27 protein-coding genes are annotated in these 23,593 nt (G+C 34.2%); 22 read left to right on the top strand and 5 right to left on the bottom strand.

Annotated elements, in window-relative coordinates; genetic code table 11:
- From KTQ83_RS04520 to KTQ83_RS04535, 4 genes are all read left to right on the top strand, one after another.
- Nucleotides 1-278, top strand: a 278-nt coding sequence (locus KTQ83_RS04520; protein ID WP_217256111.1) for an RNA-guided endonuclease TnpB family protein, incomplete at its 5' end; no start/stop codon positions are given.
- Nucleotides 279-453: 175 nt separating this feature from the next.
- The gene (locus KTQ83_RS04525; protein ID WP_217256112.1) at nt 454-759 is read left to right on the top strand and encodes a type II toxin-antitoxin system RelB/DinJ family antitoxin; all 306 of its coding nucleotides are present in this window, start codon (nt 454-456) and stop codon (nt 757-759) included.
- The gene (locus KTQ83_RS04530) at nt 756-1,100 is read left to right on the top strand and encodes a type II toxin-antitoxin system RelE/ParE family toxin (protein ID WP_217256113.1); all 345 of its coding nucleotides are present in this window, start codon (nt 756-758) and stop codon (nt 1,098-1,100) included. Before KTQ83_RS04525 ends, KTQ83_RS04530 begins: the two co-directional genes overlap by 4 nt.
- Nucleotides 1,101-1,352: 252 nt before the next feature.
- Entirely contained in the window at nt 1,353-1,484 is a 132-nt protein-coding gene (locus KTQ83_RS04535; protein ID WP_288001247.1) for a DUF2179 domain-containing protein, read from the top strand.
- A gap of 13 nt (nt 1,485-1,497) precedes the next feature.
- Here the strand turns inward: KTQ83_RS04535 and KTQ83_RS04540 are convergent, their stop codons facing one another.
- Nucleotides 1,498-3,402, bottom strand: coding sequence for an NAD(+) synthase (locus KTQ83_RS04540; RefSeq protein WP_217256115.1), 1,905 nt, complete (start codon nt 3,400-3,402; stop codon nt 1,498-1,500).
- Between the two features lie 65 nt (nt 3,403-3,467).
- Nucleotides 3,468-4,985, bottom strand: coding sequence for a 4Fe-4S dicluster domain-containing protein (locus tag KTQ83_RS04545; protein ID WP_117926282.1), 1,518 nt, complete (start codon nt 4,983-4,985; stop codon nt 3,468-3,470).
- Nucleotides 4,986-5,122: 137 nt separating this feature from the next.
- Between KTQ83_RS04545 and KTQ83_RS04550 the strand changes: the two genes are divergently transcribed.
- Genes KTQ83_RS04550 through KTQ83_RS12705 form a run of 4 tightly spaced genes read left to right on the top strand, consistent with a single transcriptional unit; the run spans nt 5,123 to nt 8,363 of the window.
- Nucleotides 5,123-5,764, top strand: coding sequence for an HAD family hydrolase (locus tag KTQ83_RS04550; protein WP_158567631.1), 642 nt, complete (start codon nt 5,123-5,125; stop codon nt 5,762-5,764).
- A complete protein-coding gene (locus tag KTQ83_RS04555) occupies nt 5,751-6,638 on the top strand; it encodes an RluA family pseudouridine synthase (protein ID WP_117926286.1) in 888 nt (295 codons plus the stop codon). The genes KTQ83_RS04550 and KTQ83_RS04555 overlap by 14 nt, the downstream gene beginning before the upstream one ends.
- A gap of 14 nt (nt 6,639-6,652) precedes the next feature.
- Nucleotides 6,653-7,849, top strand: a complete 1,197-nt coding sequence (locus tag KTQ83_RS04560) for a cation:proton antiporter (protein WP_117926288.1) — start codon at nt 6,653-6,655, stop codon at nt 7,847-7,849.
- Nucleotides 7,850-7,901: 52 nt separating this feature from the next.
- Complete coding sequence (locus tag KTQ83_RS12705; RefSeq protein ID WP_367947722.1) at nt 7,902-8,363, top strand: prepilin peptidase; 462 nt, start codon at nt 7,902-7,904, stop codon at nt 8,361-8,363.
- Here the strand turns inward: KTQ83_RS12705 and KTQ83_RS04570 are convergent.
- A complete protein-coding gene (locus KTQ83_RS04570; RefSeq protein ID WP_217256117.1) occupies nt 8,336-9,127 on the bottom strand; it encodes an RluA family pseudouridine synthase in 792 nt (263 codons plus the stop codon). The two genes, KTQ83_RS12705 and KTQ83_RS04570, sit on opposite strands and share 28 nt — an antisense overlap.
- Before the next feature lie 61 nt (nt 9,128-9,188).
- On the opposite strand from KTQ83_RS04570, the gene KTQ83_RS04575 reads away from it, so the two are divergent.
- The 8 genes from KTQ83_RS04575 to KTQ83_RS04610 all read left to right on the top strand — a co-directional run bounded on the left by KTQ83_RS04575 (nt 9,189) and on the right by KTQ83_RS04610 (nt 17,167).
- Nucleotides 9,189-9,557, top strand: coding sequence for a desulfoferrodoxin family protein (locus tag KTQ83_RS04575; protein ID WP_217256118.1), 369 nt, complete (start codon nt 9,189-9,191; stop codon nt 9,555-9,557).
- Between the two features lie 62 nt (nt 9,558-9,619).
- Nucleotides 9,620-10,840 carry a chloride channel protein gene (locus KTQ83_RS04580; RefSeq protein ID WP_117926296.1) on the top strand — a complete coding sequence of 407 codons (1,221 nt, stop codon included), beginning with the start codon at nt 9,620-9,622 and terminating at the stop codon, nt 10,838-10,840.
- Between the two features lie 115 nt (nt 10,841-10,955).
- Nucleotides 10,956-12,095 (top strand): glucose-1-phosphate adenylyltransferase, encoded by a 1,140-nt coding sequence (locus KTQ83_RS04585; protein ID WP_117571889.1) that lies wholly within the window; start codon nt 10,956-10,958, stop codon nt 12,093-12,095.
- Nucleotides 12,096-12,097: 2 nt separating this feature from the next.
- A complete protein-coding gene (gene glgD, locus KTQ83_RS04590; protein ID WP_217256119.1) occupies nt 12,098-13,213 on the top strand; it encodes a glucose-1-phosphate adenylyltransferase subunit GlgD in 1,116 nt (371 codons plus the stop codon).
- Nucleotides 13,213-14,652: a glycogen synthase GlgA gene (gene glgA / locus KTQ83_RS04595; protein WP_217256120.1), complete on the top strand. Its 1,440-nt coding sequence runs from the start codon at nt 13,213-13,215 to the stop codon at nt 14,650-14,652. Before glgD ends, glgA begins: the two co-directional genes overlap by 1 nt.
- On the top strand, nt 14,652-15,077 hold the full coding sequence (locus KTQ83_RS04600; protein ID WP_117926304.1) for a 2-thiouracil desulfurase family protein: 426 nt from the start codon (nt 14,652-14,654) through the stop codon (nt 15,075-15,077). The genes glgA and KTQ83_RS04600 overlap by 1 nt, the downstream gene beginning before the upstream one ends.
- A 61-nt stretch (nt 15,078-15,138) precedes the next feature.
- Nucleotides 15,139-15,405, top strand: coding sequence for a phosphocarrier protein HPr (locus tag KTQ83_RS04605; RefSeq protein WP_003866017.1), 267 nt, complete (start codon nt 15,139-15,141; stop codon nt 15,403-15,405).
- 67 nt (nt 15,406-15,472) lie between these two features.
- Nucleotides 15,473-17,167: a phospho-sugar mutase gene (locus tag KTQ83_RS04610; protein WP_244975774.1), complete on the top strand. Its 1,695-nt coding sequence runs from the start codon at nt 15,473-15,475 to the stop codon at nt 17,165-17,167.
- Nucleotides 17,168-17,220: 53 nt separating this feature from the next.
- Here the strand turns inward: KTQ83_RS04610 and KTQ83_RS04615 are convergent, their stop codons facing one another.
- Nucleotides 17,221-18,387 (bottom strand): pyridoxal phosphate-dependent aminotransferase, encoded by a 1,167-nt coding sequence (locus tag KTQ83_RS04615; RefSeq protein WP_217256121.1) that lies wholly within the window; start codon nt 18,385-18,387, stop codon nt 17,221-17,223.
- Nucleotides 18,387-18,881 (bottom strand): Lrp/AsnC family transcriptional regulator, encoded by a 495-nt coding sequence (locus KTQ83_RS04620; protein WP_117926831.1) that lies wholly within the window; start codon nt 18,879-18,881, stop codon nt 18,387-18,389. The genes KTQ83_RS04615 and KTQ83_RS04620 overlap by 1 nt, the downstream gene beginning before the upstream one ends.
- Before the next feature lie 192 nt (nt 18,882-19,073).
- On the opposite strand from KTQ83_RS04620, the gene gap reads away from it, so the two are divergent.
- The 6 genes from gap to rlmB all read left to right on the top strand — a co-directional run bounded on the left by gap (nt 19,074) and on the right by rlmB (nt 23,572).
- Complete coding sequence (gene gap, locus KTQ83_RS04625) at nt 19,074-20,087, top strand: type I glyceraldehyde-3-phosphate dehydrogenase (RefSeq protein ID WP_117926830.1); 1,014 nt, start codon at nt 19,074-19,076, stop codon at nt 20,085-20,087.
- A gap of 100 nt (nt 20,088-20,187) precedes the next feature.
- Nucleotides 20,188-20,397: a hypothetical protein gene (locus KTQ83_RS04630; protein WP_147346790.1), complete on the top strand. Its 210-nt coding sequence runs from the start codon at nt 20,188-20,190 to the stop codon at nt 20,395-20,397.
- Nucleotides 20,390-21,070 (top strand): hypothetical protein, encoded by a 681-nt coding sequence (locus KTQ83_RS04635; protein ID WP_217256122.1) that lies wholly within the window; start codon nt 20,390-20,392, stop codon nt 21,068-21,070. The genes KTQ83_RS04630 and KTQ83_RS04635 overlap by 8 nt, the downstream gene beginning before the upstream one ends.
- Before the next feature lie 71 nt (nt 21,071-21,141).
- Complete coding sequence (cysS, locus tag KTQ83_RS04640) at nt 21,142-22,473, top strand: cysteine--tRNA ligase (RefSeq protein WP_217256123.1); 1,332 nt, start codon at nt 21,142-21,144, stop codon at nt 22,471-22,473.
- Entirely contained in the window at nt 22,473-22,859 is a 387-nt protein-coding gene (locus KTQ83_RS04645; RefSeq protein ID WP_217256124.1) for a Mini-ribonuclease 3, read from the top strand. Before cysS ends, KTQ83_RS04645 begins: the two co-directional genes overlap by 1 nt.
- Nucleotides 22,856-23,572 (top strand): 23S rRNA (guanosine(2251)-2'-O)-methyltransferase RlmB, encoded by a 717-nt coding sequence (gene rlmB, locus KTQ83_RS04650; protein ID WP_117925677.1) that lies wholly within the window; start codon nt 22,856-22,858, stop codon nt 23,570-23,572. The genes KTQ83_RS04645 and rlmB overlap by 4 nt, the downstream gene beginning before the upstream one ends.
- Nucleotides 23,573-23,593 lie beyond the last annotated feature (21 nt).

The following is a 23,593-nucleotide window of genomic DNA, read 5'->3' on the forward strand; positions in this document are numbered from 1 at the left end:
TGCTTAAAAACCACAATCTAGCCCAGTCTATATCGGATGTATCCTGGTCAAAGTTCACCACACAGCTAGAATATAAAGCCCAGTGGTATGGAAAAGTAATCAAGAAAGTAGATACATTCTATGCGAGCAGCCAAATCTGTCATTGTTGCGGATATAAGAATGAAGGAACAAAAGATTTAAAAGTAAGAGAATGGACATGCCCAAAATGCCATTCAAATCATGACAGAGATATAAATGCATCCATCAATATATTGATGCAAGGCATATTAGCAAATTAGCAAAAAATAAAAAGAACCGCAGGAACTGCGGGGATAGCTTGGTAAGAAAGGTTTCGATAGAAACCTGTTCCCAAGAATCTCGTCACTTCAGGGATGAGAGGTTCAATATAATGTATGATAATCGATTGCGTATGTAAGTACATTGACTTATAATAAAGAAAAAGGAGCTTATTTTATGTCAAAAACATCAAATGTATACGCAAGAATTGAACCAGAAACAAAAGAACAAGCAGAAGCAATTTTATCAAAATTAGGAATACCATCTTCTGTCGCAATTAACATGTTCTATAATCAAATTATATTAAATAATGGATTACCTTTTGATGTGAAAATTCCATCAAATAAAATTTTAAATGAAGATGAACTTACAAAAGAGGAATTAGCTAAAGAGTTATTAGCTGCTCATGATGAAGTTTTAAAAGGGAATACAATTCCTTTTGATCAGTTTTATGAATCATTGAAAACGGATTTAAAACTATGAATTTTGAAGTAGAAATATCCTATAAGGCAAATTTGGATATTCGACACATTTATGAGTATTATGTCATGAATAATTTTGATTTGAATTATGTGAAGCACTTAATTAACGGAATTGTTTCACTCATTAAATCTTTAGAATATTTGCCAGAAAGATATCCAAAATTTGAATTATTAAAAAAAGAAACTAATGTTAGATATGCAATATACAAAAAATATAAAATAATCTATGAAATAATAGGTGATAAAGTTTATATATTAAGAGTGATTCATCATTCGCAAAATATGACAACTAATTTTTTTCTTGCAGAAAATGAAATCCCTTATGTGGTAGAATCTGATTAAGAAATAGTTGAACAGGCTAAAAAATAGTCTGTTCTTTTAAATGTCTAAAAGATTTGAGAATGAAATGATTTTGGTGTATGAGTATGTTAAAATGAAGCCCTAAAAAGGAGTGTTGAGCTTATGAAAAAAACAACACCTCGTATTATGAATTTATTAATGCTTACAATAAGAAATATGTGAAGCATTAAGTGATATATTTGGAAGTGGTGTTACTCGTGTGGATGCCACGGGTGGTTATTCAAAAAGGTCTAAATCCATAGTTTATTTTGGGTCAATCGATATCAAGTTAATCGAATGAAAGAACAAGTTCATGAAATCGATTCGGGTGCTTATATAATCATGAGTGAAGTTGCAGATATCTTTTCAAATAACATCGATAAATAAAAAATGTGGAGGATTAAATTTCCTCCACTTGTTTTGTCCATAGATTTCTTGATGCGTCGCTTGGCATTCTCCAGTCACCTCTAGGTGAAAAACAAATAGATCCAACCTTAACACCATCTGGCATACAGTTTCTTTTAAATTGTTGGGTAAAGAAACGATTATAGAATGTTGTGATGGCCTTTTTAATTGTTTCCTTTTCTACATCTTTAAATGCAACACAAGCTAAATCATAGATTTTCTTAGGCTCATCGTGATGTCTTAACATTTGATATAAGAAGAAATCATGAAGATCATAAGAACCTAATACTTCTTCTGTTTTTTGAGCAATTTTACCATTTTTATCTGGTGGTAAAAGCTCTGGAGATACTGGTGTATCACAAATATCCATCAATACATCATGTAATATTTCATCTTTTAAGGCAACACTTTCAACAATATAACGAACAAGTGTCTTAGGCACACTGGCGTTTACCGCATACATACTCATGTGATCTCCATTATATGTACACCATCCTAAGGCAAGTTCACTTAAGTCTCCAGTACCAACAACAATCGCATTATAGGCATTGCTTAAATCCATCAGAATTTGTGTTCTTTCACGAGCTTGTGAGTTTTCATATGTAATATTATGAACTTCTGGATTATGGTGAATATCTTTAAAATGTTGATTTACACCATCCACAATAGAAATTTCTTCACTAGATACATGAAGCAGGTCCATTAAAATTTGCGCATTAGATTTAGTACGTTTTGTCGTTCCAAAACCAGGCATTGTGATTGCATGAATTCCTTTTGAATCATAATTGTTGATTTTAAAGGCTTCATGACATACAAGCAAAGCTAAAGTAGAATCAAGTCCACCACTAATTCCAATCACAACGTCTTTACAGTGAATCTTAGAAAGACGTGTTGCCAAGCCTTGTGCTTGAATGTGTAATATTTCTAAACAGCGAACAATTCTTTCATCTTGATTGTTTGGGACAAAAGGATAGGCATCGATATAGCGATCAAATTCAATTTCTTCGATTGGTTTTGATGTGAATTCCACGGTTGTATAGTTTACATGGAATAAATCCTGCATACTAGTTTTATAGTGTAAGCGATCATGATTTAAATGGTCTAAATCGATTTGTCCATAAATGATTTTGTCTGTTTTAGTTTCACTTAATATAGCCCCGTTTTCACAAATTAAATTGTGTCCCGAGAAAACCAAGTCACTCGAACTTTCTGCAGGTCCTGCACTGGCATATACGTAACCCGCATAACATTTAGCACTTTGATCTTTGACTAGATTTCTTCTGTAATTTGCTTTTGAGATGATTTCATTGGAGGCACTTAGATTACATAATACATTCGCTCCAGCTAATGCATGTGTTGAACTTACTGGAATTGTCACCCATAGATCTTCACAGATTTCAATACCTAAACAAGCCGATGTTGTTGTATCTTTAAATACGATATGATTTGAAACGGGAACCTTTTTATCTTTGTATGTAAAAGTTGTGTTTTCTTTCAATTCACTAGCACTCGAGAACCACCTTGTTTCATAGAATTCATTGTAGCTTGGAATATATGTTTTTACTTGAATACCTAGAATATCATGGTTGAAACAAATAGCGGCACAGTTATAAAGCTTGTTTTCGATTTCTAAAGGTAAGCCTAAAACTGTAACTAGGTTTTCTGGTAGTTCTTCTACAATTTCAAATAGAACTTGTTTTGCTCTATTTAATAATGTATGTTCATAGAATAAATCCTGACATGTATATCCTGTAACACATAGTTCTGGAAATACTACAAGTTGTGTATCTGAATCCAATTCTTGGATACATTTTAAAATTTCTTCTTTATTTGCCTGTGGATCTCCAATTGAAACATTTAAAGTACAGGCAGCCGTTTTATAATATGAATAACGATGCATGTTCATACCTCATTTCCAAACATGATTATATCAAAAAAAGACGTCCATTTTAAGGACGTCTTTGATTAATGTTCACTTAGTTCGTGAAGACGATCTCCATATGCAGATTCATCTGCATCTTTCTTATCGCTTTCAGTAGCATATTTTTTAACTAATGCACTTGATTTATTGATTGGTTGTAAAGTACCAGCACCGGCAACACATCCACCAGGACAAGCCATACCTTCAAGTAGGTATCCGTTTAGTCTTCCAGCTTTAGCCATCATCAACATTGTCTTACAGTTCTTTAATCCTTCTGCAGCCTGAACTTTTACTTCTGTTCCAGGATGTTCTTTTTGAATCAAGTCTTTAACGGCTTTGGCAACACCACCACTGACAGCAAATCCACGACCAGCATTTGTTCCTTCTGTTAATGGATCAGAAGTAGTAATTTGGTCTAATGCAATACCTTTCGCATTGAACATACCCATAACTTCTTCAAAAGTTAATACGAAGTCAATATCACTACGGATTGATTTACGGCTTGCTTCCAATTTCTTAGCAGCACAAGGACCGATGAATACAACTTTGGCGTTTGGCTTTTCTTTTTTGATTAAACGACCCGTTAATACCATTGGAGTTAATGCCATTGAAATGTATGGTGCAAAGTCAGGGAAGTTTTTCTTCGCCATAACGGACCATGCAGGACAGCAACTTGTAGCCATAAATGGTTGTTTTTCAGGAACTTTATCTAAGAAGTCTTCAGCTTCTTCAATTGTACATAAGTCAGCACCAATCGCAACTTCCACAACATCCGCAAAACCTACAGCTTTTAATGCTGCTTTTACTTTGTCTGGCGTTACGGCTGGACCAAATTGACCAACGAAAGCAGGGGCAACAGCTGCAATGACGTCATAGCCTTCTTTCATGGCATAGATTGTTTGGAAAATTTGTCCTTTATCTACAATAGCTCCAAATGGACAGTTAACTAGACACATTCCGCAGCTAACGCATTTATCGTAATCGATTTCTGCTTTTCCATCTGCATCGGATTTGATTGCGTCCATTCCACAGCTTGCAGCACATGGACGTTCTAATTTAGTGATTGCGTGATAAGGACATGCATCCATACAACGTCCACACTTAATACATTTTTCTTGATCAATACAGCTTTTACCATTTACGATATGAATCGCATCTTTTGGACAAACTTCTGTACATTGGTGTGATAAACATCCTTGACAAGCGTTTGTTACAAATACTTTCTTTTCTGGACACGCATTACATGCGAACTTGATAATATTGATAAGGGGATCATCATAATATTTTTTCGCAATTGTACTTTCTTCAATTCCATCTGAAATGTTTGTATATTCAGTAATATCACGAACAGGCAAGCCCATACCCAAACGCAATCTTTCCCCGATAATTGCACGTTCTAGAAAAATACTATCACGATATTTTGCTTTTGTACCAGGTAAGATTTCATATGGGATTTCTTCCATACGCTTAGAATAATCTGTATTGTCATCGTACGCCATTGAAGCGATGGCAGTAAAGACCTGACGACGAAGGTCAGTTACTGAGTTATAAATTCCTCTCATATTTCCTCCTAATTCAATTCCTCATATATACTCATATAATATTATATAGTAAAAACTACATTTGTGAAAGTTTTAATTAGTATAAAATGTTATTATTTTTTTCTAATAGTGATATAATACCGTGCGGGGTGAATTGTTTGGTAAAAATTGTATGGGATTGGAATGGAACTTTATTGAATGATGTTGACTTATGTTTTTCTTGTATCAACCGTCTTTTAGTCAGTCATGATTTGAAACCTTTGGATACTCTAAGTCAATATCGTGAAGTATTTACTTTTCCAATAGAAGATTATTATAAAAGGGTAGGCTTTGATTTTGACAAAATACCTTTTTCCATGTTGGCTCACGAATATATGGAGGATTATCAAGAAAAAAGCTATGCTTGTAACTTACATTCAGATGTATTGGATGTTGTGAATAAGGCAAAGAATCTTGGCTTTTCGCAAACCGTGCTTTCTGCAAGTAAAATGGATTATCTTCTTAAACAAATGGAAACCTTGCATGTAGATGATTTATTCGATTCGATATACGGAATCAATGACATCTATGCAAAAAGTAAAGTGGAATTAGCTCATGCGTTTAAACAAACATGCAGCCAAGATGATGAAATTTATTTTGTAGGAGATAGCGTTCATGATTATGAAGTTGCAAAAAGTATTGGTGCTAAATGTATCTTGGTGACTACTGGGCATCAAAATCGAGCAACTTTAGAAAGTGTAAATGTACCAGTTATGGACAGTTTAATGGAAAGTTTGGATTTAATTTATGAAAGAGATTAGAATCAATTCAAATGATGCAAATCAAAGACTGGATAAGTTTTTGATGAAGACTTTTCCAAAATTGAGCAAATCAATGATGTATAAGGCGATTCGAAATAAGAAAATAAAAGTGAATCGTAAACGTTGTACTTTTGATCAGAAAATTCAGGAGAATGATAGTATTTTATTGTTTTTACCTCCGGATGTTTTAGAAGAGAAACAAGTAGATACGCAATATATATCATCACAGTTGGATGTTATTTATGAAGATGAAAATATCTTGATTGCGAATAAACCATATGGCTTATTGTCACAGAGTGATCAAAGCAAAACTCAAGATTGTTTGGTAAATCGTGTACAAGCATACTTAATGGAAAAAAACGAGTATGATCCAAATAAGGAACATTCTTTTGCTCCAAGTATTTGTCATAGACTGGATCGAAATACGACAGGTCTAGTGATTGCTGCAAAGAATGCGAATGCTTTAAGAAAAGTAAACGAAGCAATCGCAAATCGTAAAATCCAGAAGATGTATCGGGCATATGTTACTGGTACTTTTAAAGAAAAAGATTTTAGTATGTGCTATTACATTCGCAAAGAAAATACTGTTGCGAAAGTAAGTGATAAAAAATTAGAGGGCTATCAAAAAGCATTGATGGATGTGCATGTTGAAAGAAATGATGGCGAGAATTCAATATGTGCAATTACACTTCATACAGGAAGATTTCATCAGATTCGTGCCCTGATGGGGCATATAAAGCATCCTTTGTTGGGTGACGTCAAATATGGATATCATGGAAAGAAAAGGCCGATAAAATTGATGGCATATCGGTTGGAGTTTCATGATGTAGATTTGCCACTTCAACAAACGGTGTTTGAACTTCCAAGAGCATAGTAGGAGGTATGAATATGCAAGAATATCGATATCTATTAGATATTGCCTTAATTTTATTAATGACAAAAGCCTTTGGACTTTTTTCTCGTCGTTTACGTATGCCATCTGTAGTAGGTGCATTGATCGCAGGTATTGTTTTAGGGCCTGCGGTGTTAAATATAGTTGGGCCAAGTAAATTGATTGAATCTTTATCAGAAATTGGTGTTATTGTCTTAATGTTTGCGGCTGGTCTAGAAACAAGTATTACAGATTTAAAAAAGGCTGGGTTAAAAGCTTTTATCATCGCAACACTGGGTGTATTAGTTCCATTAGCTGTTGGATATGTAGTTGGTGGATTCTATAATGTTGGGCCAGACGCTTGGTTACACAACCTATTCTTAGGTGTTATTTTAACAGCTACAAGTGTTGGTATTACGGTAGAAACATTGAAAGAAATGGGTTGTATGTCTACAGAAAGTGGAAATGCGATTTTAGCTGCAGCTGTAATTGATGATGTTTTAGGTATTGTTTGTTTGACATTAGTAACAGGAATGGCTGACAGTTCAGTGAACATCGGCGCTGTCATGTTTAAAATTTTACTATTCTTTGTGTTTGCCGTTGTTGTTGGGGTGATTTTACACAAAGTATTTTCATGGTGGTTTGAACATGATTCATGCGGTGGACTACAAAGATATTCAATTGTATCATTTGCGTTCGCATTGATCATGGCATTCTGTTCAGAAGCATTCTTTGGTGTAGCGGATATCACAGGAAGTTTTGTGGCAGGTTTGATTCTTTCGGGTACACGACAATGTGATTATGTCACTAAACGTATTTCAACATTATCTTATATGTTGATTACACCTGTATTCTTTGCGAGTATTGGATTAAAGCTTTCACCAATTACATGGAGTGCTGAACTTATCGAATTAGTAATTGTTTTATGTATCATATCTGTTTTGACAAAAATTATTGGATGTGGTTTGGGTGCTATTGTATGTAAATATACACCTACACAAGCTATCCGAATTGGATGCGGTATGATTAGTCGTGGAGAAGTTGCCTTGATTGTCGCAAATAAAGGTATGGCATTAGGAATCTTACCAGAAGTCTTTGTGACTCCAGTATTATTGTGTGTCGTATTCACAACGGTTATTACACCAATCTTATTGAAAATTGTATACAAAAAGAAACCTAACGATGCAGATTTTGTACAAACTGCAAATTGTTAATAATATTTTCACATTGGGTCTTTATACTTAAAGTATGAAGACTCTTTTTTTTATGCTTATCATTACTTTTTTGATCAAACCATTTCAATTATCGACTTTGTATGTTGTACTCTTTTTATACTTTTTGGCGAAAAAGGACTATGCAACAATGTATATTGAAAAGTACTGGATTTTTCCATCTATACTTCTTTTATGTTTTTGTTCTAATTATGTGCCATTATTCAATCGAGTATGTACAAGTCTTGTTTTTCTATTGGTCAGTGGAACCATTAAAATTATTAGAACTGAATGGATAGGCAGTGCCGATGTATGTTTTTTAACTTTTTTTGGCTTTTATTTAGGAATGGAAAGAATGCTCGTGGCTTTATATATTAGTGTTTTACTAGGCTTTTTGTGGATTTTATATAAAAAAAAGCATATTCTTCCGTATTTATCCTGTTTATCAATAGGTGTCTGGATCGCTTATCTGAAAGGATATACATTTTTTTATTTTCTAATAAATCTTTTTTCTTGAGGACAAATTACATCAATGTCATTAAATTGAATATGATGACTTTGAAGTAAGAGTCCCGTATTATCAATTCTTTTACCTCCATATAAGGAATCATTTAAAATGGGATGCTTCAAAGAAGCACATTGAACACGGATTTGATGTTTTCTTCCCGTTAGAATCGTTACTTGAATCAGCGAATAATCTTTATAGTTTTTAAGTGTGTTAAATATTGAAATACTTTCTTTTCCATTTGGATGGATGAACATTTTCTTGGCATTATGACGATCTCTTGCGATATTTGAAACAATCTTTTTGTTTTTATAATTCGTGTGACCTTGAACTAAGGCAATATAGTCTTTTTTAATGTGATGCTCTTCCATGTTTTTGTCACAATATGCCTGGAAGAATGGATGCTTACAAAATAAGACTAAACCACTCGTTTCATAATCAATACGATGAATGGCTTGAGCCGGATATTTATTTCCATTTAATTGCAGATACCCGTTAATACGAGCTTGTAAAGTATCTTGGCTGTTTCCATCATCGTGTACTAATAAAAATGGAGGTTTAAAGGCTGCTATTAAAAAAGCATCTTCATATAAAATGTTTACAGGCTCATAGTTGATTTCAACTTCTTTTTCAGGATAGTTAAAGTAGATAGTTTTATTGTTTTCATCTATTTTTAAATGTTTTTTATGGTTTTTTGAAATACAAAAAGTCTCAAAAATCTCTTGAGAAGTTGCTGTATATTGCATGTAGTTTTCATTTAAATTTTTTATGAGCATATCAATAGAATATTTTAATGATGCGTGTCATAATGTCAATAGAAGAACAGGAGGAATACTTATGAAAATCTATAAGAATTTAGAAACTGGTAGCGTTGTTGAAGGATTGTTGATGGATGTAGTTCCTAGTGGATATCGTGAATTAAAAGCTGGTGAAGTGGATGCAGCGCAAGAAAAACATGTTCCACAAGTAAGTGTAGAAGATAACAAACTTAAAGTTGTAGTTGGAAGTGTTGAACATCCTATGTTAGAGGCACACTATATCACTAATATTTGGGTTGAATATAGTGATGGAACTGTGGATCGTGCAGGTTTAGTCCCAGGAATGAAACCAGAATATGTTTTTGATTCGAAAGGACGAACAGGTAAAGTAACTGTGTATGAGTATTGTAACTTGCATGGTTTGTGGAAAAATGAAATAGAATTGTAATTAAAATGTAAAAATAAAGACAGATTGTTGAAATAAACAATCTGTTTTTCTATAATAATCACATGTATAAAGAAAAGTTGAGAGAATCGTTTAAAGTTTATGATGAAATTGTTTTAAAGTGTTTTTGTGGTATTTTTATTGGTGCTATTGTTGCGATCTGTGAAGTCATTTTTGGTAAAGGATTAGAATGGATCTTGAATTTTAGAGAGCATATGGGATGCATTATGTTGCTTGGACTTCCTTTTGCAGGATTAGCTATTGTGTTCTTATTTGATCATTGGGGAAGAATATCTAGAAAAGGTATGGGACTTGTTTTTGAGGTTGATCAAGGAAAGAGTGATTGGATTCCACTTCGTATGGCACCGTTTATGGTCGTGTCGACATGGATTACCCATTTCTTTGGTGGTAGTGCGGGTAGAGAAGGTGTTGCGATGCAGATTGGAGCTACCGTATCGCATTATTTTGGTAAGTATTTCCGCTTTAAAAACAGTGGTGTTATCTTTATGGTTGCAGGTATGGCAGCTGGTTTTGCCGGATTGTTTGGTACGCCAATTACGGCAATTTTCTTTGCCTTAGAAGTTTTAGTGGCTGGAACTTTGAAATATCGAGCTATGTCTTGTGCAATTCCGGCTAGTTTTACGGCAACTTATGTTTCTAGCTTATTTGGATTACACAAGAGTACTTTTAAGATAGGAAATGTTGCTGAGCCAAATATGGAATTATCTATAAAATTATTGGTGTTAGGTATTTTATTCGGCATGATAGGTGGTTTATTTGCGTTTTTTTTGAAACACACAAAAGCTTTTGTCACAAATAAAATCACAAATCCCTATAAACGTATTTTTATGATGGGTGTTTTCGTGGCGTTTATGTTGTTTATGTTTGGCCAATGTCGTTATTCAGGTGTGGGTGAAAACTTGATTGTAGCATCTTTTACATCGGAAAAGATTTATGGATATGACTGGATCCTAAAGCTTGTCTTAACGATTTTAACTTTATCTGCAGGATTCCAAGGTGGAGAAGTTACGCCATTATTTGCGATTGGATCGAGTCTCGGGGTTATAATTGCACCTGTATTTGGTTTAGATCCATTGTTTGTAGCTGCACTAGGGTATAGTGGTGTGTTTGGAGCTGCCACAAATACATTTTTAGCGCCTATTGCGATAGGCATGGAAGTTTTTGGATATCAGTATTTTCCGTTCTTCTTTATTGTATGTGCTATATCTTATATCGCAAATCAAAACGAATCAATTTATGCTTTGCAAAGACAAGTCAGAGAATGATTTGTCTTTTTTTGCAGTGTTTTGAAAACGCATACAAATTTAATGAAACAAGTAGATTTTATTTGAAAAAGTGATATACTTTAGTTATATAAAGAGTATTATTAGGAGGATGATTATGAAACAGAATAATATGCTCGCCATGATTTTAGCAGGTGGCCGTGGAACACGTCTTTTGGAACTAACTAAAAAGAATGCGAAACCGGCTGTTTATTTCGGAGGAAAATATCGTATTATTGATTTCCCACTAAGTAACTGTGCAAATTCAGATATCAACGTTGTAGGCGTTTTAACACAGTATGAATCAGTAGAATTAAACGCATACGCTGGTGCTGGTCAAAGATGGGGACTTGATGCACGTGGAAGTGGTGTTTATGTTTTGCCACCACGTGAAAAGGATGGTACAAAATTTGACGTCTATCAAGGAACAGCAGATGCCATCACACAAAACATTGACTTTATTGATAAGTTTGATCCTGAATACGTTTTAATTCTTTCAGGCGACCACATCTATAAGATGGATTATGCGGATATGTTATCTTGTCACAAGGCAAATAATGCCGATTGTACAATTGCGGTACTTCCAGTGCCAATTAAGGAAGCTAGCCGTTTCGGTATTATGAATACAGATGATGAAGGAAGAATTGTTGAATTCGAGGAAAAACCAGAACATCCAAAGAGCAATTTAGCTAGTATGGGTATTTATATCTTTAACTGGAAACAATTACGCAAAGAATTGATTTCAGATATGACTGCAGAAGGTAGTCACCATGACTTTGGTAAAGATATTATTCCTAACTTCTTAAACGCAAATAAACGTTTGTATGCTTATAAGTTTGAAGGATATTGGAAAGATGTTGGAACAATCGATTCATTGTGGGAAGCAAATATGGACTTATTAAATAAAAACAATGAATTGAATTTAGATGATCCAAACTGGAAAATCTATACAGAAGATATTCCAACTTTACCTCACTATGTAGGTCCAACTGGAAAAGTTGAACATTGCTATATCAACCAGGGAGCTATCATTCGTGGTGAAGCAGTAGATTCAGTATTATTCAATAATGTTGAAATTGATGAAGATGCATATGTATCTCAAGCTGTGTTAATGCCAAATGTTAAAGTTGGTAAAGGTGCAAAAATCTATCGTGCTATCGTTGCTGATGGTGTGAAGATTGATGATGGTGCTGTTGTTGGTAGTCCAGACAGTGATGAAATCGAATTGATTTCTAAGAGAGTAAAGAAGGGTGAATAATTATGTGTAACGCTTTAGGAATAATTACTTACAATGATTCTTCTGTATATGTAGAAGGTATGCAAAAATATCGTCCAATCGCTGGATTCAGTTTTTTAGGACGTTATCGTTTAGTTGACTTTGCGATTTCAAATATGTCAAATTCAGGAATTGATGATATTCAAATATATGTAAATGGAAATCCTCGTTCTTTAATTGATCACATTGGTACTGGTCGTCACTATAATATCAACTCTAAACATGGACACTTATCTTTAGTGCCTGTATATTCTGAAGGTGGAACTTCACGTTTTACCACAGATGTTTCATGTTATGCAGAAAACATTCATACAGTTATGGAAAACCACAATGATTATGTTGTGATTGCTCCTGTTAATATGCTTTATAAAGGAAACTATGAAGAATTGTTGAAACAACATATCGAAAGTGGTGCTGAAGTATCAGTGTTGTATCAACATGTAGATAACGCAAAAGAAAACTACATTGGATGTGATGTACTTCAAATGAATAAACAACGTGGTGTATTAAGTATTGATCAAAACTTAGGTAACTATAAATCTAGATATTTATCTTTACAGACTTACATCATGTCAAAAGAAATTTTTAAAACATTAGTTGAAGAAGCGCAAGAAACAAGTTCAATGTATTGGTTTAAAGATATCTTAAATGATAAATGTGTAGATATGGATATCCGTGGATTGAATTATCGTGGACACATTTATGTAATTAATGATTTGAAATCCTATTATGAAAGTAATATGCAATTCTTAACGGAAGAAAAAATGAAAGATATCGCAGATCCAGAATGGCCTGTATATACTCGTACAAGCGATTCAGCTCCAGCCATTTATTTGAATGGTGGTACTGCAACAGGTTCATTGATTTCGAATGGTTGTGAAATCAGAGGTGTAGTTAAGAATTCTATTGTTGGTCGTTCTTGTAAAATTGGAAAAGATGCATTGATCGAAAATTGCATCATTATGCCAGATGTAGAAATTGCAGATGGTGCTCACTTAAAGAATGTGATTGTAGATAAACATTCTAGAATCGCAAAGAAAAAAGATTTAGCAGGGTTAGAAGAACAACCTTTGTATATTGGTAGAAGGGAGAACGTTTAATGGCATCAATTTTGATGGTTGCTGGGGAAGGATTACCATTCATTAAGACAGGTGGACTTGCCGATGTAATTGGTTCTTTGCCAAAGGCACTTACTGAAAGAGGACATGAAGTAAAGGTTGTCATGCCTTTATATAAGAAAATTAGTGAAAAATACTATAATGAACTTCATTTTGATTGTGAATATTCAGTTTCAATTAATTATCATGAAGTACCCGTACGTGTATTCTCAAAAGTAGTAGATAATGTATGTTTCTTCTTCATTCAACATCAAGGTTACTTTGAAAGAGATTCATTATACGGTTATCAAGATGATGGTGAGCGTTTTGGTTATTTCCAAAAGGCTGTTATTGAAATGTTGAACCAGTTGAATTACTGGCCAAATATTATCCATTGCCACGACTGGCATACAGGTATGATTCCTTGTATGGTTAAAGAAACTCACGATGCAGATCCTAGATATCGTGCAATTCGTTTTGTGTATACAATCCACAACATGGCTTATCAAGGAAATTTCGGCCCTGAAATGCTAGATAGTTGTTTAGGATTACCATACTATTTGTTAGACAATGGTAATGTACGTTTTGATGGTGGTATTTCATTTATGAAGTCTGGTATTTTATATGCGGACAAAGTTACAACTGTATCACCAACTTATGCACAAGAAATTTTATCGCCTCAATATGGTGAACACTTAGAAGCTGTATTGAATATGCGTAAATATGATCTATGGGGTATTGTAAACGGTATTGATATCGAGTTATGGAACCCTAACACAGATCCAGAAATTCCATATCACTTTAATAAAGTGAATATTGCGGCTCAAAAGAAAAAGGCAAAAATGGCTCTACAAGAAGAACTAGGATTAGAAAAGAATCCTGATGTTATGATGGTAGGTGTTGTTTCTCGTTTGACTTGGCAAAAAGGATTCTATCTATTGATGGAACAATTAGACGCATTGTGTGCAGCTCCAATCCAATTGGTTATTTTGGGTAGTGGTGAAAGTCAAATTGAAAACAAGTTCCATGAACTAGAAGATGGAAATAAAGGAAAGATTTGTTTCTATTATGGATACAATGAAAGCTTGGCACACCGCATCTATGCGGCAAGTGATTTGTTCTTGATGCCTAGTTTATTTGAACCATGTGGAATTTCACAATTGTGTTCTATGCGTTATGGTACTTTACCTCTTGTTCGTGAAACGGGTGGTTTAAAAGATATGGTTGATGCATACAATGAATATGAAAAATCAGGAAATGGATTTAGTTTTGAAAACTACGATTCGAATGAATTGATTCATACTTTATATTATGCTTGTGACGTTTATTACAATCGTAAAGAGGATTGGGAAATGTTACAAAGAAATGCATTGAATACAGATGTGTCATGGCAACAAAGTGCTAAAACATATTCTTTGTTGTATGATGAATTAGTTGACTAATGAGAATTCTTGTTAGCGCATGTTTATTAGGATATAACTGTAAGTATAACGGAAAAAACAATTTAAATAAAAAAATTGTAGAGCTTTTAAAAGATCATGAAGTGATTCCTGTATGTCCAGAGATGCTTGGAGGACTTTGTTGTCCTCGTATTCCTTGTGAAAAAGTAGGAGATAGAATTTTGGATAAAGAGGGAAATGATTGTACAAAACAGTTTATCAAAGGGGCAGAAATTGCTCTGAATATAGCGAAAGAAAAACAAGTAGATATTGCGATTTTACAAAGAAGATCACCTAGTTGTGGATATTCTGTTATTTATGATGGGACTTTTACAGGTAATCTAGTAACTGGTAGTGGTGTCTTTGCACAAATGTTGCAAGATTTAAATATACCGATTATGGAAGCGGAATCAGAAAAATTCGTTTAGGTATTGTTTTCTTTGGCAAAATGTCATAAAATACATTTAGATTTGATTTAGGAGGATAATTATGAAACAAGTAACTGTAACTGTAGTAGATCCAGTAGGTCTTCACGCACGTCCAGCAACTGTAGCTGTTAACGCTGCTAGTAAATTTAAAAGTGAAATCAATGTAGCTTTCAAAGGACGTGAAGTAAACATGAAATCTATCATGGGAGTTATGTCTTTAGGCATTCCTACACAGTCAGAAATCACAATTAGCTGCTCAGGCGAAGATGAAGATGCTGCTGTAGCTGCAATCGAAGAAGTATTGCGTGCTCAAAAGATCATTGCTTAATTAAAGAAAGTCTCATAGTTTTATGAGACTTTTTTATTTCAAAGTTAGAAAAGAAGGAGAATAAATAATGTCTATTGTTGAAGAAAGATATTCAAAATGGTTAAACCATGAAAATTTAGCCCCTCAATACAAACCTGTTTTAGAAGCAATGAATGCAGAAGAAAAAAATGATGCATTCTATACAACAATTGAGTTTGGTACAGCAGGTATGCGTGGTCTTTTAGGTCCGGGAACAAACCGAATTAATATTCATACAATTCGTAAGGCAACTCAAGGATACGCAAATTACATAAATGAAAATAATGGTGGTAAAGCTGGTATTGCGATTGGTTATGATAACCGTCACATGTCAAAAGAGTTTGCGTTTGATTGTGCTGACTTATTAGCAAAAAACAACATTAAATCATATGTGTTTGAATCATTACGTCCAACTCCAGAATTGAGTTTTGCAGTACGTCACTTAAATTGCTTTGGTGGCATTATGATTACTGCCAGTCACAACCCTAAAGAATACAATGGATATAAATTGTATGATGATAAAGGATGTCAGTTGATTCCATGTTTGGCTAGTCAGGTTATTGATAAGGTTAACGCAATTGAAGATGAATTGGCAATTGATGCAAACTGTACAGAAGAACAAAAGAAATTAATTACAGTTATTGGTAAAGATGTGGATGAAGAATATTACAAAAATGTATTAAGTATCCAATTGAATCCTGAAGTTAAAAAAGATATTAAAATCGTATTTTCACCAGAACATGGAACTGCTAATATTCCTGTTCAAGAAGTTTATAAACGTGCAGGATATACTTGCATTCCAGTTGTAGAGCAATGTAGTCCAGATCCTGATTTCTCAAATACACCTACACCAAACCCAGAACAAGCAGGTGCTTATGAATTGTCATTAAAATACGCAAAAGAAAATCAAGCAGACTTAATTTTAGTTTGTGACCCAGATGCTGACCGTATGGGAGTTGGAGTCTTGCACAATGGTGAATATGTTGTATTAACAGGAAACCAATCTGGTTCTGTTGAAATTGAATATATTTGTTCACAACTTCAAAAACAAGGTAAAATGCCCGAAAATCCTGTAATGTTCAATACGGTTGTTACAAGTGATCTAGGAGAAAAAGTAGCTTCTGATTATGGTGTTACAACAGAAAAAACTTTAACTGGATTCAAATTCATTGGTGAAAAAGTTGCGAAATATGAAAAAACGCACGAAAAGAACTATGTATTTGGATATGAAGAAAGCTATGGTTCATTAATTAAACCTTTCGTACGTGATAAAGATGCTCCTCAAGCTTGTTTAATGCTGGCAGAAGCTTGTGCATTCTACAAAGAACAAGGTAAAGATTTAGTTGATGTATTAGATAGCTTGTATGACCGTCATGGTACATATGAAGAAAGTCAAATTGCGTTATCATTAGCTGGTGAAGCTGGTGCTAAGCGTATTAAAGAAATCTTAGCTAACTTAAGAAAAGAGGCTCCAACACAAATTGGTGGCACAAAAGTAGTTCGTAGTGAAGACTATAAAGAATGTGTAATCAAAGAAGGGGATACAGTAACTGAACTTACTGGATTCACTAAATCGGATGTATTAAAATACTATCTTGAAGATGGAAGCTGGATTGCGGTACGTCCTAGTGGAACAGAACCAAAATGTAAATTCTACTATTGTATCAAGGGAGCTTCAAAAGAGGATGCTCACAACAAAACGGTTCATTTCCAAAAGGCAATGGATGATTTGATTGCCAAGTAGTATTAAAGGATGTCAAAATGGCATCCTTTTTTCTGTTTATTTGAAAAAAAGATCTAGACTGATTTGTCTAAATCCTTCAAGAATTGTTCTAAGCGAACAACAGCTTCTTTAATGTGATCTATGCTATATGCATAAGAGATACGAATGTATCCTTCACCACTTGGACCAAAGGCGTTTCCTGGAACACAGGCAACTTTTTGTTCTTGTAGTAATCTTTCGCAGAATGTTTCGGAATCAAGGCCTGTCGATTGAATATTACAGAATACATAGAATGTACCATGAGGCATATTTGTCTTTAGTCCCATACGATTGAGCCTGTTGACTAAGAAGTTTCTTCTTTTTAGATAATCATCTTTCATCATCAATACATCATCATAGCCGTTTTTAATGGCTTCGATACCTGCGTATTGAGACATAACAGGAGCTGACATGATCACATATTGGTGAATCTTATTCATAACAGAAGAAAGTTCTTTGTTGGCCATACAATAGCCTAGACGCCATCCTGTCATCGCATATGCTTTAGAAAAACCATTTACGACAATAATTTGAGATTTGATTTCGTCAAATTGGGCTAATGATGCAAAAGGCTGATCAAAGCTTAGTTCGGCATAGATTTCATCACTCACAACATATATACCTGATTCTTTGATGATATCAACAATTTTTGCGTAGTCCTCTTTTGTCATGACACCACCTGTAGGGTTGCTAGGATAATTGATGATCATCGCTTTTGTCTTTGGTGTGATGACTTTCTTTAAATCTTCTGGAAAAATTTTAAAGTCATTTTCTTCTTTTAACTGTAAAGGGACAACAACACCATCACTTAGTGTAACACTTGGTGCATAAGCAACGTAGTTAGGGTCTAATACAATAACTTCATCGCCAGGATTCAACAGGGCACGCATACATAAGTCAATGGCTTCACTACCACCAATTGTGACAATAACTTCATTTTCAGGATCATATGTTTGATTGTAATGTTCCTTATGGAATTTACAGATTTCTTCACGAAGCTCCAACAACCCACGATTGGCTGTATAGTGAGTATGTCCTGTGCTCATGTAGTGAATCGCATTTTCACAAATGTGCCATGGCGTAGCGAAATCGGGTTCACCAACACCTAAAGAGATAACGCCTTCCATTGTGTTTGCTAAATCAAAGAATTTACGGATTCCACTTGGCTTGATAGATGTTGCTTTTGTAGATAAACTCTTCATTATGGAGTCACAACCAATCTTGATTCTTTATCTTCTGGTTTGTCAATCATGACAATACCACTTTGCTTATATTGTTTTAAGACAAATAATGTCTTTGTGGAACGAACATCTTCAACACAGGCAATCTTATCTGAAACAAAGCGAGCCACTTCAAACATGGTTTTACCTTGTACTAAACATAAGAAATCACAATCTCCACTTAATAGATACATTGTATCTACTTCTGGATAGTTGGCAATCAATGCTGCTGTCTTGTCATAGCCTCTATTTCTTGTAGGTGTACAACTTACTTCAATATATGCTAAAACTTTTTGATCTTTTAACGCTTTATTGTAGTTGATAATTGTGTGATAGCCACAAATAATTTTGTTTTTTTCTAAAGATTGAATCTCTGATTTTATACTTGCTTCATCTTCATTCAAAATATCCGCTAGATCTTGTGAAGTTAGACGAGCATTATTTTCTAGTAAATCTAGGATTAAACTTTGGTTCATTTTTAATTCCTCCTTTTGAATATAATAGCACAATTAAGGTTATGTAAAAAGTGTGAAAATGCTTGAGAATGAATTGTAAATAGTCTAATATATAAGTGTTGTTAGTTGTAAAAAGTTTTACTTGTTAGAGAATTGACAAATCAACAGTAGGCTTTTATAATAACAATGGTATTTAAAGGAGGATTTACTGACATGACAGTAAAAGTTGCGATTAACGGTTTTGGACGTATCGGACGTTTGGCATTCCGTCAAATGTTTGGTGCTGAAGGCTACGAAGTAGTAGCTATCAATGACTTGACTAGCCCTAAGATGTTAGCTCACTTGTTGAAATATGATTCAACTCAAGGAACTTACGCTAAGGCTGACACAGTTGTTGCTGGTGAAAATTCAATTACAGTAGATGGAAAAGAAATCACTATCTACGCAGAAGCTGATGCTTCTAAATTACCTTGGGGTGAATTAGGCGTTGACGTAGTATTAGAATGTACAGGATTCTATACTTCAAAAGCTAAAGCAGAAGCACACATTAAAGCAGGTGCTCGTAAAGTTGTTATCTCTGCTCCAGCAGGAAATGACTTACCAACAATCGTTTACAATGTAAACCACGAAACATTAAAACCAGAAGATACAGTAATTTCTGCAGCTTCTTGTACAACAAACTGTTTAGCTCCAATGGCTAACGCTTTGAACCAATTAGCTCCAGTTAAATCAGGTATCATGACTACAGTTCACGCTTACACAGGTGACCAAATGACATTAGACGGACCTCAACGTAAAGGTGATTTACGTCGTAGCCGTGCTGCTGCAGTTAACATTGTTCCTAACTCAACAGGTGCTGCAAAAGCTATCGGATTAGTTATCCCTGAATTAAACGGAAAATTAATCGGATCTGCTCAACGTGTTCCAACTCCTACAGGATCAACTACTATTTTAGTAGCTGTTGTTGAAGGTGACGTAACTGTTGATCAAATTAACGCTGCTATGAAAGCTGCTACAACTGAATCGTTCGGATACACTGAAGAACAATTAGTATCTAGTGATATTATTGGTATGCGTTACGGATCATTGTTCGATGCAACTCAAACAATGGCTCACTCATTAGGTGACGGAACTACTCACGTACAAGTTGTTTCTTGGTACGACAACGAAAACTCTTATACAAGCCAAATGGTTCGTACAATTAAGTACTTCTCAGAATTAGCTTAATAATTGTAAGACTTTTAAAGGAATCCAATAGGGTTCCTTTTTTTGTATACTTTACTAAAAAGTGCAAATCAAAACCTTGAAATAAATATATAAATCATGTATGCTAACCTTTAGAGATTGTGAGGTGTTAGCGGTGGGTATTCGACATCGTTTGACGGATTCTGAGCGTGATGATTTAACAAAAGATGTAGACGATTTAGATGCTGTTTACATGGAAAAATTAAGAAAAGATGGAATTGACGAAGATTTATTAGCTCAGTTTCGTGATTTAACTTTAGAATTAGAAAAGGATAAGGAACAAAATGGATAGTAAGACAATGAATGTAATGATCATAATTATATTGACATTAGTATTTATCTTAGTGCCAATAATTATGAAAAAAGTTGTATGGAAGAAGTTATTAGTTCAATTGAACAATGAACAATATGACGAATTCTACAAAACATTAGATACAGGAATATGTAAATTCTCATATCAGGCATTTAACCGTGAGTATATGCGATTAAGTGGCTATTTGGCACAAAGAAATGATACGAAAATCGAAGAACAATTTGAATTGTTGAAAAATATGCGTATTTCAAATAAACAAAAGGCTAGTGTCGCAACTCGTGGATTTTATTATTATTTAGAAAAAGGAAAAATCAAAAAAGCAGAGGGCATGCTTTCTTATGGAAAAAGCTATGTTGATGAAAAGACATTCAAGAATATGCAGATTCAATTCAGCATATTAATGAAGAAAGAAGCCAAATATATTGATGACTGTAAAGAAATTTTAAATGGTATGTGGGATGGTAAGTCAGAACTAGACAACAATAAAAAATTCCCTGTTGGAACCATTCAATATTTAATTGGGCTTCAATATTCTTATTTAAAAGATGTGGATCATATGATGGAATACTTTAATCCTGCATTAGAAAATTTAGTAGGTACACCATATGAAGAAGATATTCGTCGTATCATGACTAAATTACATGTAGGCTGACCATTTGGTTAGCTTTTTTTTTCATGTTTTGTATTGTATAATAAAAAATATGAATTGGAGGACATTTTATTATGAAATTATATAATAGTTATTCTCAAACCATTGAAGAATTAAAACCAATCGAACCAGGAAAGATTTCCATGTACGTATGTGGACCAACGGTCTATAACTATCCACATATTGGAAATGCTCGTCCTATCGTTGTATTTGATACATTAAAAAAAGCATTGTCTGCACAAGGTTATGAAGTGACTTTTGCTTCAAACTATACAGATGTAGACGATAAGATCATTAAAACGGCTATTGAACAAAATGTTACTGAAAAGGAAATCACTGACAAATTTATTGTTGCCTATAACGATGTACGTAAAGGTTTACATGCAGATCTTCCAGCCTATGCACCTCGCGTTACAGAAACAATGGATCGTATTATCGAATTTATTGATAAGATGGTTAAAAATGGTTCAGCTTATCAAGTGGGAGGCGATGTTTATTTCCGAGTTAATAGTGATAAAAAATATGGAGAACTGTCTCATCAAAGTATTGATGATCTAATGGTTGGTGCTCGTATTGATGAAAATGAAAAGAAGGAGAATCCATTAGATTTTACTTTATGGAAAGAGACAACGGAAGGAATTAAATGGGATTCACCTTGGTCGAAAGGACGTCCAGGATGGCATACAGAATGTGTGGTTATGATACAGGATGTATTTAAGAAAACATTGATTGATATCCATGGTGGTGGTTTAGATTTAAAATTTCCTCACCACGAAAATGAGATTGCCCAATGTGAAGTATGCAACGATACACACTTGGCAAATATCTGGGTACACAATGGTATGATCAATATCAATGGTATCAAGATGTCAAAATCATTAGGTAATGTATGGTGGGCTAAAGACTTGATCGCAAACCATGGAGGAAACTTAACTCGTTGGTTGATGATTTCTACACATTATCGCGCTCCACTAAACTTAAATGAAGAAGCATTTTCAACTTCAAAGAAAGAATTAGATAAGATTGCAGCTGCTTATAAACAGGCTTGTGTAAAACTTGCTTTATCAAATGCTAAAGAAACAACTGCATTTGATGAAACGTATACTTCATTTATTGATGCATTAAATGATGATTTAAATACACCTAATGCGATCAGTGTTGTTTATGAAGTCGTTAAAAAAATCAATCAGGTGGTTCGTCAAAGAGAAATCGATGTTGAAAATTTAGCTGTTTTAGTACATACATTAGAAAAGATGCTTTATATTTTAGGTATTGAATTTGATAAGATTACAATGAGTGATGAAGATAAAGAAATGTATCAAAACTGGAGAAGTGCAGTTAAAGAAAAAGATTTTGAAACAGCGGATACACTTCGTGCTGCATTGATTGAAAAAGGGATTCTGTAATGGAAATTGTAACGGAAAATGCGACAAGTCTAGCATGGATTGGTGATGCCGTTATGTCTTTGGCTGTGCGCGAACACCTTCTAAGTTTAGGGTATCGCAAGGCCCATGTTCTTCAGAAGAAAAACGCTGTAATTTGTAGTGCTAAAGGGCAATCTGTTATGTTGAATACAATGATGGATGAAGATTTCTTTACTGAGGATGAGAAAACGATTCTTGCACGTGGAAGAAATGCGACGATTCATTCAAAGGCTAAAAATGCGACACACAAAACATACTTAGAAGCAACCGCATTAGAATCTATGTTGGGATATTTATATTTATATGGACATCAGGATAGACTTAAGGTTTGTCTAGATAGAATAATTGATATAGGGGACAGTCTATGATCGTATATGGAAAAAATGTGTATTCTACACTTCAAAATGATCCGGATTCAATCGAAAAAGTATATGTACTTCAGGGATTGAAAGACGCAAAGCTTTTAAAATCGATTCAAAAATCAAATTTAAAGGTAGAATATTGTAATCGTGCAAAATTAGATAAAATTGCGAATTCAACACATCATAATGGAGTTGCGGTAAAAGTAAGTGAAATTGAAACATATAGTATTGAAGAATTAGTTAGACGAGCTAAAAAGCCTGGCTTATTAGTGGCTTTGGACGGTGTTCAAGATCCACATAATGTAGGTGCTATTTTAAGAACTTGTGATTGTACGGGTGTTGATGGTGTCATCTTGACGAAACACAATAGTTGTGGATTAACTCCAACGGTTGTTAAGGCAAGTACAGGAGCTGCTTATACTGTACCTGTTTCGATTGTGACGAATTTATCGCAGACATTAAGAAACTTGAAACAAGAAGGATATTGGGTTGTTGGTACAGATATGAAGGATGCAAGAGAATATCGTGAAGGTATGTATGATTCACCAACTGTATTAGTTATAGGATCTGAGGGTCAGGGTATTTCAAATCTTGTAAAGAAACAATGTGACTATATGGTGTATCTACCAATGGTCGGAAGTATCACTTCATTAAATGCGAGTGTTGCAGCAGCTGTCTTGATGTATGAGGTATACAACCAAAGAAATCCAATCAAATAAGTCGATTTTTTATAAAATCGG

The sequence above is a fragment of the Holdemanella porci genome, from assembly GCF_019052655.1.
Classification (GTDB): Bacteria; Bacillota_I; Bacilli_A; order Erysipelotrichales; family Erysipelotrichaceae; genus Holdemanella; species Holdemanella hominis.